Origin of the sequence: Aquamicrobium sp. LC103, from assembly GCF_001014615.2 — a bacterium.
In the GTDB taxonomy this organism is placed as follows: Bacteria; Pseudomonadota; Alphaproteobacteria; order Rhizobiales; family Rhizobiaceae; genus LBCQ02.
This window is the reverse complement of the sequence record NZ_LBCQ02000002.1, coordinates 375,507-388,528: the sequence shown is the minus strand read 5'-3', so window position 1 is coordinate 388,528 and position 13,022 is coordinate 375,507. Positions and strand designations below refer to the sequence as shown.

Below are 13,022 nucleotides of genomic sequence, written 5' to 3'. Positions count from 1 at the left end.
CATCGAGCCATGGCCGTCCGGAGGAGCTTGGGCATGCCCGCGAATTCTGAACCGACCGCCAAGGCGCTCGAAAAATTCCTCGTGCACCAGGAAAAATACCAGGCCGCGGTGCGCCGGCAGCACGTTCCCACCGCAAATCGCGAAATCCTCAAGGTCGGGGCAGCGCTGGGCCAGTTGACCGCCACGCCGGAGGGGCGCGACATCCTCGAGAACATGCTGCGGAACCCTTCCGCCTATTTGCGGCTTCGCGCCGCAGGGAAGGTCCTGGCGTGGGCGCCCGACAGGGCCCTCCCCGTCCTGGGCAAGCTGCTGGTCGAGAGCCTCGGCGAAGAGACCAGCGTGGATGAGCGCATCGGCATACGCGTCGAGGCGGAAGGCTGGCTCTTCCAGCATTTCGGCATCCGGAATTTCGACCCCGACAGGCTGATCGAACCGATGCGCGCCTACGGCGTCGAGCTTCCGCGCCGCAAGCAGTGGGAGACATGATAAGGATCGTGAGGGAAACCGCGTTCAGCTTGAGGGATCAGCCATGGCTCGACGAATTTCCAGCCTTTCCACCGACGAGCTGATCGCGGTCTATATCGACCACCTGGAACTGCGCATGGAAGCCGTTTGCAATCTGTACGTGGGCGGTGCCAATCGCCACTTTCTGAAGGCCCACCGCGCCAGGGACAAGCTGGTCGCCACGGCGGAAGGACGGTCGGCGCTCGAAGGATTGCTGTCTCATCCGACCCTCCACGTCCGCGTCAGCGCCGCGGCCGCGGTCATGACCTGGGATGCCGAGCGGGTCATCCCCTTCCTGGGAGGCCTGCTCGACGCCGATCTCTCGGCAATCCCCTCGGTCGACGAGCGCCTGGAAATACGCATCACGGCCATGGACCTGCTCTACATGCATTTCGACGTTCGCAGCTCCGACCGCAACGACCTGATCGAGCCATTGCGCGCCTATGGCGTCGAGCTTTCCTACCGCGACCACTCGCTATGGCAGTAGCGCTAGCTCCGGGCTTGCCTTTCTCCCGCCGCGAGGGCATCGAGACAGCCGGATCGTTTTCGGAGCTTATTCATGGCCGCTTCCCAGACCAGACTTCGCATCGCCGTGCTCTTCGGCGGGCGCTCCGCCGAGCATGACGTCTCGGTGCTTTCGGCGACCAATGTCATGCGCGCGCTCGATCCGGCGAAATACGACGCCATCCCGGTCTTCGTCACCCGGGACGGGCGATGGCTCTTGGCCGGGTTCGAGGACGGAGCGCTGGCGAGGCCTTCGGCCGGCACGGAAGTCTGCCTGGTGCCGGGCGGGCGCGGACGGATGCTGGCGATCCCCGCCGAAGGCGCCGGCGGTGGCGGCGGCGCGCCCCGTGAATTGCCGGCGATCGACATCCTGTTCCCGGTCCTGCATGGCCTCCATGGCGAGGACGGCGCGGTTCAGGGGCTCGCCGAGGTGGCGGGCGTGCCGCTCGCCGGCTGCGGCGTCCTCGGTTCCGCGGCCGCGCTCGACAAGGACGTCGCCAAGCGCCTGTTGAAGGAGGCCGGCCTGCCGGTCGCGCGCGCGATCACCATCCAGCCGAACGCCGCGCCGGCCTTCGCCGAGCTGCAGAGCGCGCTGGGATCGCCGGTCTTCGTCAAGCCGGCCCGGCAGGGCTCCTCCGTCGGCGTCAGCAAGGTCTCGACCGAACGGGACTACAAGACCGCGCTCGAGGAAGGTTTCCGGCATGACCGCAAGCTGATAGCCGAGGAATTCGTCGACGGCCGCGAGATCGAACTGAGCGTGCTGGAAGACCCGCAGGGCGGCCTCTTCGTGTCCCGTCCGGGCGAGATCGTGCCGGCGCAAAGCCACGGCTTCTACAGCTACGACGCCAAATATGTCGACGAGGACGGCGCGGCGCTGAAGGTGCCCGCCGAGCTGCCGCGGGAGGTGGAGGACCGCATCCGCGACGCCGCCGCGAAGGCCTTCCGGGCGGTTGGCTGCGACGGCATGGCGCGCGTCGACTTCTTCGTCACCGCCGACATGCGCTTCCTCGTCAACGAGCTCAACACCATTCCCGGCTTCACCGACATCAGCATGTATGCCAAGGCGATGGCGGCGAGCGGCGTAAGCTATCCCGAAGTGATCGACCGGCTGGTCGCGCACGGCCTCGCCCGCGCCGCCCGGGAGGCCTGACGGCCGGAGAAGCACCCCGGACGAAACCTGCAACGACCAAGGGCGTTTCCAGATGAACCACGCTGTCCTTCAGGGCGAGCCGCTTGTCTGGCCCGTCCTTCGCCACCCGCTCCGCGGGGGAGGTGGCCCGAAGGGCCGGAGGGGGCCTTTCAGTGATTGCCCGGAAACGACCTAGCCGCTCGCCGCCAGCGGCGCGCCGGGCAGGTAGAGCAGGATCGGCCGGATCTCATAGCTCGCGGTCGGATTGGCGCGTTGCAGGTCGCGTGCCGCGGCGACGGCCTCGTCGAGCGTCGGAAAATCGACGACGTAGAAGCCCAGCAACTGCTCCTTGATCTCGGCGAACGGGCCGTCGGTGACCGCGCCGGCGCCCTTCCCGCGCAGCGTCACCGCCCCCTTGGTCGGGCCGAGGCGGGCCGCCGGGCCCATATGCCGCGCCTCGACGAGGCGGTCGTTGACCGCGAGCAGGTCGTCCATCAGCGCCGCGTCCTCCTCCTCGCTCCAGGATTCGACTATTCCCTCCTCGTGATAGGCAAGGATGGCGAAATGCATGGGATCGTTCCTCCTCTTGGATCATCGGCGGAGCGAAATTCACCGCAGATGGCTCCCGATGTCCAGCGCCAATCGTCCGCGCTTCCCATCGACCGGCGGCGCCTGGCGGCAGCCTCCCAGCCCGTGCGAACGGAGCGGCCCCGATCAGCCGTCCGCGTGACCGAGCACCCAGCGGGCGTAGCGGCGGACATGCGGTTTCGGGCTCGACAGGCATGCCGTCCCGGCTTCGGCCGCCCTGCCGGGATCGAGCTGCATCGCAAGGCGCAGCTGGTCCTTGAACTGTTCCGAGAACGCGCCCGTCGAAAGCCGCCGCAGGATGCAGGCCACCAGCAGGTCGCGGTGGGCGCGGCCGAGCCCGTGATGCTTCAGCCGCCGGCAGATCTTGGCGCGGGCGCGCCCGTGCCAGAGGCCCCGCGTCTCGGCGAGCACGAAGCGGACGCTCCGGTCGACGACGACGGGATCGGGATCGCCAAGCAGTTCGTCGGCGAGCCTGCGCAGCTCAAGCCTGCCGATGCGCTCGAACTCCGCGTGAACTTCCATCGAAACGTGGCTCGCCGCATGCATGGCATCTCTCCTTGACGCGGGGTCGTCAGCCGGACCGCCAGAACCGGGCGAGGCGATCGTCGGCCGCGGGCAGGCCATCCGCCGGCGCCGCGTCCTCGGAACCCGCCGACCGCTCCCTCGCGGCCGGCCGGATGCATAAAGCCCGGAACGTCTCTCCTCCCGGCCCCGGGGCGAGATTCAGCGCAGAACGCATGCGCTGTCCAGACCCGATGCGAAAATCGCGTTCCGGCCGCGAAGCGGAAGGTGCGCCGGCATGCAATCGACAAGCGGCCGTCCGCTCGCGACCCCATTGCTGCCGTTCGGGGTTCTACTTTCGCTGCCCGAAACCTGCCACTTGTTCGGCACCACATGGACGGGAAAGCCGGGGCCGAAGACTGCTTTCAGCGAATTTCAACAGCGGCGGAGTATGACGTGCGGATGCTAGCTAGACGGGCGTCATCGTTGGCAGATGATGGACAATGGCCTCAACCACTCCCGGTGCCATCCTATTCCGCAATGTCCGCGTTAGCCAACTTTCGAAGTCCTTCTGCCGACAGGACTTCAGCTTTGATGCCGCAAGAGCAATTAAGCCCTTGTTATCATAGAGGGTCAGCAATCGCGAAAGATCACGTTCCACAATTGCTCGCCTGATCTCGTCTTTGAACCGTTCGGTAAGTCCGCGAACGTCAAGTTCTCCTGTTCTATGCTTGTATTCATTCTCGATCTCATCGGTCGTCCGAGCGCCGCTCAAATCGAGCTTCTTCAAAATCCTATCAATGCGCCGCTTGGCATACCTGACAGCAACTTTTTCGATTGCCTCGTCGGAGTCGACACTCTTGAAAATATCATCAGCAAGCGCCGCGATTCGTTGTTTCAACTCCTCTCCGCTGAACCCTTCAGACTGAGCTATGGCCATGCTTACTTCCGGCAACAGGATGACATTCTCAATCTCCGAGACTGGCAGGGTTTCGATTCCGAGTTCGCGCAAATAGCTCCTGTCGTCCTCGTCGTAGTGATCTGCATCGACGATACCCGAGCAAGTTATGCGGGTGAGATCGGCGTTGGCGCGCATTGTGACGACTGCGTGAATTACTTCAGTGCACGAGGAACGAGGAACCACCGTCCATTCTGGATAGCAGCATCTATACAGCGCCAAATCCAAACTGGATCGGTCGCCTTCGACGAACAAAATTGGTCGCCGACTGCCTAAGATTAAGGTGGCCAGTTCTTCGTCGAAGCCGGTATCTTCTGGAACATCGTCGATGGCCCAACGAGGAGCGGGATCGTAGTCCCGAATGACATATTTTCTTGCTGCACGCGCGGCTGCAAAGTCAAGATCATGGGTGATGAATACGAACGCACAATCAGCCCTGGCGGCTTCAAGTTCGTCCCAAAGCTTTGACATGATCGAACGATGAACATGCAACTCAGGCTCATCCACGATCAGTAATTGATCTGCTTCAGCCACAAGGGCCTGCCCTATCATGTAGAATATTGCACGCTCCCCATCGCTCATATCAGATGCTTTATAATTAGCGTCTGACTCCGGAACGGAAACAAGTATGTCATCTCCAGAGATATTTAATATCCTGTGCGGGAGAAGACGACTCCAAATATCTTTCAATCTATCAAATTTTGTAAGCTCAAACTCTTCTTTCGACTCTTCCGATCCCGGCTTATGTTGATTATATGCCTTCAGAGACGTGTTGGATTGCTCAGCAAATAGTGCCTGAATTAAGAAATCGAAATCATTTAGAAGCATTACCGCTGCATTTTGACCCCAGCGATGAATTTCACGTTGATTGATTGGCGCATCTTCTTTCGCATTTCCAGTTCGAAGACCTGCAAGCGCCTTCTTCTCACTAATCTTTGCGACGTCAGCATTTAATTTAAGAGCGCGGTGTGCGGAAATGCGGTGGGCAGAAATGCCCAGTTTCTTCTCTATCTGGACAGCTAGCCTTGTTTTGTCGCCACCGTTTGCGCCAACAAAAATTACTGCGGTCCCCGGCTCAACATCAAACTGTCTCTCGCCTTCCATGCACGGAATTGAAAACTTGAATGCCAACTTGTCCCCCTTGCTACTTTCTATCGAGTTAGCCACGCAGACTTTACCACAACCGGGGCATTCTTGGGCAGGGTTGCCGACGCCTTCACCTTCGCGCCGGTCCAAATTGGCCGTGACAAGCCCGTGACGGCCATGCCGTAGATGACGTAATCCAGCGACTCGGACCGACGCCCGGGAATCCGTTCCCATAGGCGGACGGGCGCACCGCGCACATAGCGCATGATCAGCCATTCGGATGCCGGTTCCCCATAGACGGGGTTTCCAGTGTGTCGCTGAAGGTCGCCACATGAATGGCCGCTTTCCCTACTCAACCGCCCAAAAGCGGTCCGGCGAGAATCCACCCCAACGCTGCCGTTCTGATCCGGCCAGCGGCACGATTGCAACCGAACAACTCGCGACCTGGCGCGACAAAACTCACCCACCCCCCAAAATTCTTTATCCACACCCCTCTCCGCCTGCCTTACCCTCGTCCCTGCCCTTTCTGCGGGAACGCCGGTCATGACGGTGATCTGCGGGGATGGGACGACGTCGGCGGGCGGGCCCGAACGTGGGGCAAGACCGTCGACCGGGACAGACCCGCGAAGGGGGTCGCTGAATGTGAGGCTGGGTCGTTCGGTAACGCGGCGCTCCGGCTGAACCTCCGCCCCGACAGGGATGGAGGGCGACCCCCGGTGACCGCGCGCCGCAAGGCGCGCATTCACCAGGAAGACGGCCACTTGCCTGCGGGACCCGGAAAAAGCGTCGGCGGGGCGCGAGGTTCGCGCCGCGTATATCATACCCGGAAGGCACGGCCCTCGCGCCCCGCTTCCCGATCCCTCACAATGGCCAGACCGGCAAACGGGGCGTGGCAACGGTGAAGCGCGAGCGACGAGGAGCCGATGGCCGCGCGACGAGGAACGAAAAGCCCGCCGGCGGACATGGAGGTTCCCGGAGCGCCCTCGGGCTTCCACCGTCTCGCCGGCATCGGGCCGCCGGCGCGGCCGGCGCCGCCCTCACCCGCCATTCACCAGCGCCAGCACGAGCTGGTGCACGTTGCCGCCGTCGGAGAGTTCGACGCGGTCGAATTCGCGGCTCTTGCGGCGCTGCTCCTGCGACAGCGCGCCGAGACGGGTCTGGAGCTCGGCGCGCACCTTGTTGCAGTCGGGATCGTTCGGCGCGGTCAGGCCTATCGAGGTCGCCTCGATCGCCTTCACCATCTCGACGATGATCTCGCCATGCACCTTCTCGTGCGCCGTCACGCCGGCGATGAAGGTCCGCCAGTTGCCGCGCACGGGCTCGGGCATGTCGCCGGACGCCTTCGGCAGGCGGTAGGTGATGGTCAGGCTCGGCCGCGCGCCGGCGAGCACGCAGGAGCCGTCGGCCTGCGGGCGGTAGTCGCGCGACCACAGGAGCTTGAAGTCGGTGAAGGCGATGGCGCGTCCGACGCCCGCCTTCGGGCCGTTCTCGCCGATCGAGCGGTAGAGCTCGATGCCGGAGCGGCCGGAAACGCGGTAGTGCTCGATCTTCTCGACCGGCTGCCAGTCGGCCAGCGCCGGCAGCGGAACGGCCGCCGCCAGCGCAAGCGCCAGCGTGGTCAGGGTTCGTCTCATCATGGCTCCCGGCGGTTTCGTCGCGACGCGACGATAGGTGCAAAGCGTGTCGCATTTCAACCGCCGGCACGCCGCGCAAGGGGCGAAAACCGGCAGAATATGATGGCCAAAATCCGCGCCGGATGCTCTAAGGATGAAGCATTCGAGGAGGTGTTGAATGTTTGCAAGGATCCTGATCGCCAATCGCGGCGAGATCGCGTGCCGGGTCATCCGCACCGCGCGCAAGATGGGCGTGCGGACCGTCGCGGTCTATTCCGACGCCGACCGCGGCGCGCTGCATGTCGCCATGGCCGACGAGGCGGTGCATATCGGCCCCTCCCCGGTCGGCGAAAGCTATCTCCTCGGCGACCGCATCATCGCCGCCGCGAAGGCGACCGGGGCCGAGGCCATCCATCCGGGCTACGGCTTTCTCTCCGAGAATCCCGGCTTCGTCGACGCGGTCGAGGCGGCGGGGCTGGTCTTCATCGGCCCCTCGGCCAAGGCGATCCGCGCGATGGGGCTGAAGGACGCGGCCAAGCGGCTGATGGAGAAGGCCGGCGTGCCGGTGGTGCCCGGCTATCACGGCGAGGCCCAGGAGATCGTCATCCTCGCCTCCAAGTCGCGCGAGATCGGCTATCCCGTGCTGATCAAGGCGCGCGCCGGCGGCGGCGGCAAGGGCATGCGCAGGGTCGACCATCCCGACGATTTTCCCGAGGCGCTGGCGGCGGCCAGGCGCGAGGCCAAGGCCGCTTTCGGCGACGACCGCGTGCTCGTCGAAAAATATGTCGAGAAGCCGCGCCATATCGAGGTGCAGGTGTTCGGCGACAATCACGGCAACGCCGTCCATCTGTTCGAGCGCGACTGCTCGGCCCAGCGCCGCCACCAGAAGGTGATCGAGGAGGCTCCCGCCCCCGGCATGACGCCGGAAATGCGCGAGGCGATGACCGGCGCCGCGGTGACGGCGGCGCGCGCCATCGGCTATTCGGGCGCCGGCACGATCGAGTTCATCGTCGACGCCTCGGAAGGCCTGCGGCCGGACCGCTTCTGGTTCATGGAGATGAACACGCGGCTCCAGGTCGAGCATCCGGTGACCGAGATGGTGACCGGCATCGATCTGGTCGAGTGGCAGTTGCGCGTCGCCGCCGGCGAGGAACTGCCGAGGACGCAAGCCGGGATCGAGCTCGACGGCCACGCCTTCGAGGCGCGCATCTATGCCGAGGATCCGACCCGCGATTTCCTGCCGGCGATCGGCACGCTGCACCATCTGCGCTTTCCGGAGACGGCGCCGAGGGGCGCCGAGATCCGCGTCGAGACCGGAGTTCGCGCCGGCGATGCGATCTCGCCCTATTACGATCCGATGATCGCCAAGCTGGTGGTCAGGTCGGGCGACCGGCAGGCCGCGCTCGGTGCGCTCGTCGACGCGCTCGGCCGCACGCAGGTGGCGGGCTCGGTGGTCAACACGGCGTTTCTCGCCGCCCTCGCCGCCGATCCGGATTTCGCCGCCGGCGACGTCGACACCGGTTTGATCGCGCGCAAGCAGACCGAATTGACGGCGACCGTGTTGCCGGATGCGGAGGTGGTCGGCGCGGCCGTGCTCGGCGCGGCCGACGTCGCGCCGGTCCGCGATCCCGACGATCCATGGTCGGCGATCGCCGGCTACGGCCATTTCCACCGGCTGTCGAAGCGGGTGTCGCTCGGCTATGGCGAGGAAAGGATCGTCGCCCGCCTCAGGACGGCGGCCAACGGCAACATGGAGGTGAGCGTCGGCGACGTCGCGCTTCCCGCCGGCAGCGGTGCCGCGACGGCGCGCTGGCCCGGCCACGTCACGGTGTTTTCCGGCGTGCGCAGCCACACCTTCACCGTCGCCGATCCGTTCGAGAAGGCGGAGGAAGCGGCCGGCGGCGGCGACGCGTTGCGCGCGCCGATGCCCGGCCTCGTCAAGGTCGTGCGCGCGAGCGTCGGCGACACGGTGGTGAAGGGCCAGCCGCTGCTGGTGCTCGAGGCGATGAAGATGGAGCATACGATCACCGCGCCGCACGACGGCCTCATTGCCGAGATCGCTCCGGAGGGCGCGCAGGTCACCGACGGCACGGTGCTCGTCCGCTTCGAGGAAGGCGCGCAGTAGCGTGGGGCGGATCGGCAAAAGGAAAAGCCGCGCCGGCCTTATGATGGCTGGTCGCGGCTTTCCTGCCTTTTGGCAAAGCCCCCGATGCCCCCGCACCGGCTTCGCCTTCCCTGTTTGCTGCCGGCGGCTCTAGCGGCCGCTCGGTCCCCTCAGTGTGTCGTCATCCATTCGCGCGCTTCGCGCAGCGCCTTGGCGATCTCCGTCTTCGGCATCGTGGCCGAGAGTTCGGCGCGAAGCCTTGCGGCCCGGTCGGAACCGCGGATCGCGGCGATGTTGAACCATTTGTGGGCGGCAACCAGGTCGACGTCGCAGTCGCGGCCGGTGGCATACATCATGCCGAGTTCGAACAGAATTTCCGCCTGGGCGGACGAGCCGATGCCGGCTTCGAGCATTTCAAAACGCGCCATTTTCAAGTCCCCTGTTTCAGTCCCGAGAGCCGGTGTCCGGCGTTGCTTTCTATGCTTCCGAGAATGCCGGGGAGCCTTGAATCCGCCGTTAAGCGGCTTGCTTAATTTGAGCCAAACAAAGTTCAAACATTCGGTAAACCACGGATTTTGTTAAGGATACGATCGCCGGAATTCCAAGGGCTCCAGGAAAAATTCGATGAAAATTCTATCGGCGCAAGGAAAGCTTTCGCTAACCACGAAAACGTAACGCCGCGCTTCTTCCCGACGTAAATATACCGCGATCTCCCGCCGAAACCCGCCTCAAACACCCGCTTTCGTTTTCCCCGCGGCTGAGTTACGCTTACGTTTGCGTAAGGCAAGCGGCGGCACAGCCGCCGGTACGCACAAGGGAGGATCTTGAATGTTTCTGAAAGCGACGGTCGCGCTTGGCGCGATCCTGATGATGGCGGGCTCCGCACTGGCGGCCGAACCGATCGAAGGCACCTGGAAGCGCAGCAATGGCACGGTGATCAAATACGCGGCCGCCGGCAGCGGCAAGTTCTGCGGCACGGTGCTGAACGGCGAATACAAGGGCCAGTCGATCGGCTGCATGAGCGGATCGGGCAAGTCCTACAAGGGGCAGGTCAACAAGCTGGACGAGGGAAAGACCTATTCCGGCAATGCGAGCGTGAACGGCAACTCGATGAAACTCGCCGGCTGCGTGGCGATGGTGCTCTGCAAGTCGGAGACGCTGACGCGCCAGTAGCGGCCTCCGGATACCCCATGAAAGAGGGCGCCGCGGCGATCACGCGGCGCCCTTTGTCGTTCAATCCCTGGCGCGCTGGCCGAACAGCACCTTCTGGGCGTCCTTGTCCTCGGCGATGTTGCGGCGATGTTCCTGGCCGACCTGGAGCGCCCTGTCGACCGCGGGGCGGGCAAGCATCGTCTCGAACCAGCGCTTGAGATTGGGGAATTCGTCCAGATCCTGGCCCTGGTTCTTGTAGGGCTTGACCCAGCCGATGCAGGCCATGTCGGCGATCGAATAGTCGCCGGCCAAAAACTCGCGGTCGGCGAGACGCTTGTTCATGACGCCGTAGAGACGGTTGACCTCGTTGGTGTAGCGGTCGATGCCGTAGGCGATCTTCTCGGGCGCATATTGGCGGAAGTGGTGCGCCTGCCCGGCCATCGGGCCCAGGCCGCCCATCTGCCAGAACAGCCATTGCTCGACCTCGACGCGGGCGCGCTCGTCGCTCGGATAGAACCTTGCGAACTTGCGGCCGAGATATTGCAGGATGGCGCCGGATTCGAAGACGGAGATCGGCTCGCCGCCCGGCCCTTCGGGGTCGACGATCGCGGGCATGCGGTTGTTCGGGGAAATCTTCAGGAACGAGGGCTCGAACTGCTCGCCCTTGCCGATGTTGACGTATTTCACCTCGTAGGGAACGCCGAGCTCCTCGAGCATGATGGTGATCTTCCAGCCGTTCGGCGTCGGCCAGTAGTGAAGTTCGATAGGTTTGGTCTGGCTGGTCATTCGCGACTCCTTGGTGAGGCAGGCGAGGAAAGCACATCGCGCCGGCCACGCCAACTCGTCCGGCCCGTTAACCTGGCTGAACGCCCGATGAATGCCCCCATCAGAAGCGGTTCAGCGGCGATGTTGCATTGTCTGCCCACGATCGAGGGAGACACGAAATGCTTGCCCGCCGCTTCACCATAGTTTGCCTTCTGACCATGATCTTCGGAATGGTTCTCGCGACCGTCGTCGCGCAGGAAGGCAGGACGAAGCGGAGCGCGGATTTCGATGGCTCGCCCTTCATGCAGCACCGCCTGAACTAACCGCAACCGGCAACCGTCAAGGAAAACGACGATGACCCGCCAGTCCTTCAGCCTTCGAGCCTTCGTCCGCGCGCTTCCCCGCATCGCGCTGCTGGTGGCCGTGCTCGGCGCCCCGCTGCTCGCGGTCCAGAAGGTCGAGGCGGGCGCCACTTCGATCATCGAGGGCGTCCACAAGCGTTCGAGCGGCGCCGGACTGGTGATCGTGGTCAGCCTGCAGCGTGCCTGAGGCGCCACCCGGAATCCTGAACGCCCCTCTCGAAACGGCCCGGACAAATCCCTATAATGAGTCATGGAAAAGAGAATCTACCCAGAACCCATAGAATCGGTCTCCACGCCGGAGCCGTTTTCGCGTCAGAGCTTCACTGACGCGCGCGAAGCAGTGGAAGCGCTCAAGGCGCTCTACGAGCGCAATACGAGTTTCCTGCGGGACGCCTTCGCCCATGTCGCCAAGGGCGCCGACCGCCAGCAGCGCTACCGCGCCTACTATCCGGAAGTCGGCGTCTCGACCTCCTCCTTCACGCAGATCGATTCCCGCCTGGCCTACGGCCACATGCCCGCGCCGGGCCATTACGCGACGACGATCACCAGGCCCGATCTCTTCGAAAGCTACCTGACCGAGCAGCTCGCGCTGATCATGCGCAATCACGGCGTGCCGGTCACCGTCGGTGAATCGGAAACGCCGATCCCGCTGCATTTCGCCTTTCTCGAAGGCACCTATGTGGAGGCCTCGGCCGCCGACCGCATCAAGCGCCCCTTGCGCGACATGTTCGACGTGCCGGACTTGAACGCCACCGACGACCACATCGTCAACGGCACGTTCGAGGCCGCGCCCGGCGAGCCGATGCCGCTGGCGCCCTTCACCGCGCAGCGCATCGACTATTCGCTGCACCGGCTGTCCCACTACACCGCGACGAGCCCGCAGCATTTCCAGAACTTCGTCCTGTTCACCAACTACCAGTTCTATATCGACGAGTTCGCCGCCCATGCCCGTAACCTGATGGCGGAAGGCGGCGGCGGGTATGACAGCTTCGTGGAGCCGGGCAACATCGTCACCCGCGCAGGTGAAACGGCGCCGCTCGACGGCGTGACGCTCACCCGCCTGCCGCAGATGCCGGCCTACCACCTCACAAAGCCCGACCATGGCGGCATCACCATGATCAATATCGGCGTCGGCCCGTCCAACGCCAAGACGATCACCGACCATGTGGCGGTGCTGCGGCCGCACGCCTGGCTGATGCTCGGCCATTGCGCCGGCCTGCGCAACACGCAGGCGCTGGGCGACTACGTGCTCGCCCACGCCTATATGCGCCAGGACCACGTCCTCGACGACGACCTGCCGATCTGGGTGCCGCTGCCGGCGCTCGCCGAAATCCAGGTGGCGCTGCAGGAGGCGGTCGCCGAGGTCACCGGCTTTTCCGGCTACGACCTGAAGCGCATCATGCGCACGGGAACCGTCGCGACGATCGACAACCGAAACTGGGAGCTGCGCGACCAGCGCGGGCCGGTGCAGCGGCTTTCGCAATCGCGCGCCATCGCGCTCGACATGGAATCGGCGACGATCGCGGCCAACGGCTTCCGCTTCCGCGTGCCCTACGGGACGCTGCTGTGCGTTTCCGACAAGCCGCTGCACGGCGAATTGAAGCTCCCGGGCATGGCGACCGATTTCTACAAACGGCAGGTGGCCCAGCATCTCACCATCGGCATACGCGCCGTCGAGAAGCTCGCGGCGATGCCGGCGGAGCGGCTGCACTCGCGCAAGCTGCGCAGCTTTTCGGAAACCGCGTTCCTTTAGGAG

At 64.4% G+C, this 13,022-nt stretch carries 14 protein-coding genes; 8 read left to right on the top strand and 6 right to left on the bottom strand.

Features of this window, described 5'->3' with window-relative positions; genetic code table 11:
• Positions 1-33: 33 nt before the first annotated feature.
• The 3 genes from XW59_RS05255 to XW59_RS05245 all read left to right on the top strand — a co-directional run bounded on the left by XW59_RS05255 (position 34) and on the right by XW59_RS05245 (position 2,158).
• On the top strand, positions 34-486 hold the full coding sequence (locus XW59_RS05255) for a hypothetical protein (RefSeq protein ID WP_047143685.1): 453 nt from the start codon (positions 34-36) through the stop codon (positions 484-486).
• Between the two features lie 43 nt (positions 487-529).
• On the top strand, positions 530-991 hold the full coding sequence (locus tag XW59_RS05250; protein ID WP_047143684.1) for a hypothetical protein: 462 nt from the start codon (positions 530-532) through the stop codon (positions 989-991).
• A 72-nt stretch (positions 992-1,063) separates the two neighbouring features.
• On the top strand, positions 1,064-2,158 hold the full coding sequence (locus XW59_RS05245; RefSeq protein ID WP_047143683.1) for a D-alanine--D-alanine ligase family protein: 1,095 nt from the start codon (positions 1,064-1,066) through the stop codon (positions 2,156-2,158).
• 171 nt (positions 2,159-2,329) lie between these two features.
• Here XW59_RS05245 and XW59_RS05240 read toward each other — a convergent pair whose 3' ends face one another.
• The 4 genes from XW59_RS05240 to XW59_RS05220 form a co-directional block, all read right to left on the bottom strand.
• Positions 2,330-2,707: a YciI family protein gene (locus XW59_RS05240; RefSeq protein WP_047143682.1), complete on the bottom strand. Its 378-nt coding sequence runs from the start codon at positions 2,705-2,707 to the stop codon at positions 2,330-2,332.
• A 144-nt stretch (positions 2,708-2,851) separates the two neighbouring features.
• Complete coding sequence (locus XW59_RS05235; RefSeq protein WP_052957983.1) at positions 2,852-3,271, bottom strand: hypothetical protein; 420 nt, start codon at positions 3,269-3,271, stop codon at positions 2,852-2,854.
• Positions 3,272-3,695: 424 nt separating this feature from the next.
• A complete protein-coding gene (locus XW59_RS05230; protein ID WP_047143907.1) occupies positions 3,696-5,315 on the bottom strand; it encodes an AAA family ATPase in 1,620 nt (539 codons plus the stop codon).
• 992 nt (positions 5,316-6,307) lie between these two features.
• Positions 6,308-6,907 carry a DUF922 domain-containing protein gene (locus tag XW59_RS05220; protein ID WP_047143906.1) on the bottom strand — a complete coding sequence of 200 codons (600 nt, stop codon included), beginning with the start codon at positions 6,905-6,907 and terminating at the stop codon, positions 6,308-6,310.
• Between the two features lie 154 nt (positions 6,908-7,061).
• Between XW59_RS05220 and XW59_RS05215 the strand changes: the two genes are divergently transcribed.
• Positions 7,062-9,008: an acetyl/propionyl/methylcrotonyl-CoA carboxylase subunit alpha gene (locus XW59_RS05215; RefSeq protein ID WP_047143681.1), complete on the top strand. Its 1,947-nt coding sequence runs from the start codon at positions 7,062-7,064 to the stop codon at positions 9,006-9,008.
• A 149-nt stretch (positions 9,009-9,157) separates the two neighbouring features.
• On the opposite strand, the gene XW59_RS05210 is transcribed toward XW59_RS05215, so the two are convergent.
• Positions 9,158-9,415, bottom strand: a complete 258-nt coding sequence (locus XW59_RS05210) for a sel1 repeat family protein (RefSeq protein ID WP_047143680.1) — start codon at positions 9,413-9,415, stop codon at positions 9,158-9,160.
• Positions 9,416-9,815: 400 nt separating this feature from the next.
• On the opposite strand from XW59_RS05210, the gene XW59_RS05205 reads away from it, so the two are divergent.
• Positions 9,816-10,160, top strand: a complete 345-nt coding sequence (locus tag XW59_RS05205; RefSeq protein ID WP_047143679.1) for a DUF2147 domain-containing protein — start codon at positions 9,816-9,818, stop codon at positions 10,158-10,160.
• A 60-nt stretch (positions 10,161-10,220) separates the two neighbouring features.
• Here XW59_RS05205 and XW59_RS05200 read toward each other — a convergent pair whose 3' ends face one another.
• On the bottom strand, positions 10,221-10,925 hold the full coding sequence (locus XW59_RS05200; protein ID WP_047143678.1) for a glutathione S-transferase N-terminal domain-containing protein: 705 nt from the start codon (positions 10,923-10,925) through the stop codon (positions 10,221-10,223).
• 158 nt (positions 10,926-11,083) lie between these two features.
• Here XW59_RS05200 and XW59_RS29275 point away from each other — a divergent pair, with 158 nt between their 5' ends.
• The 3 genes from XW59_RS29275 to XW59_RS05190 all read left to right on the top strand — a co-directional run bounded on the left by XW59_RS29275 (position 11,084) and on the right by XW59_RS05190 (position 13,019).
• Positions 11,084-11,227, top strand: a complete 144-nt coding sequence (locus XW59_RS29275; RefSeq protein ID WP_170990097.1) for a hypothetical protein — start codon at positions 11,084-11,086, stop codon at positions 11,225-11,227.
• A gap of 31 nt (positions 11,228-11,258) precedes the next feature.
• Positions 11,259-11,453: a hypothetical protein gene (locus tag XW59_RS05195; RefSeq protein ID WP_047143677.1), complete on the top strand. Its 195-nt coding sequence runs from the start codon at positions 11,259-11,261 to the stop codon at positions 11,451-11,453.
• Between the two features lie 63 nt (positions 11,454-11,516).
• Positions 11,517-13,019 (top strand): AMP nucleosidase, encoded by a 1,503-nt coding sequence (locus XW59_RS05190; protein ID WP_047143676.1) that lies wholly within the window; start codon positions 11,517-11,519, stop codon positions 13,017-13,019.
• Positions 13,020-13,022: the final 3 nt, after the last annotated feature.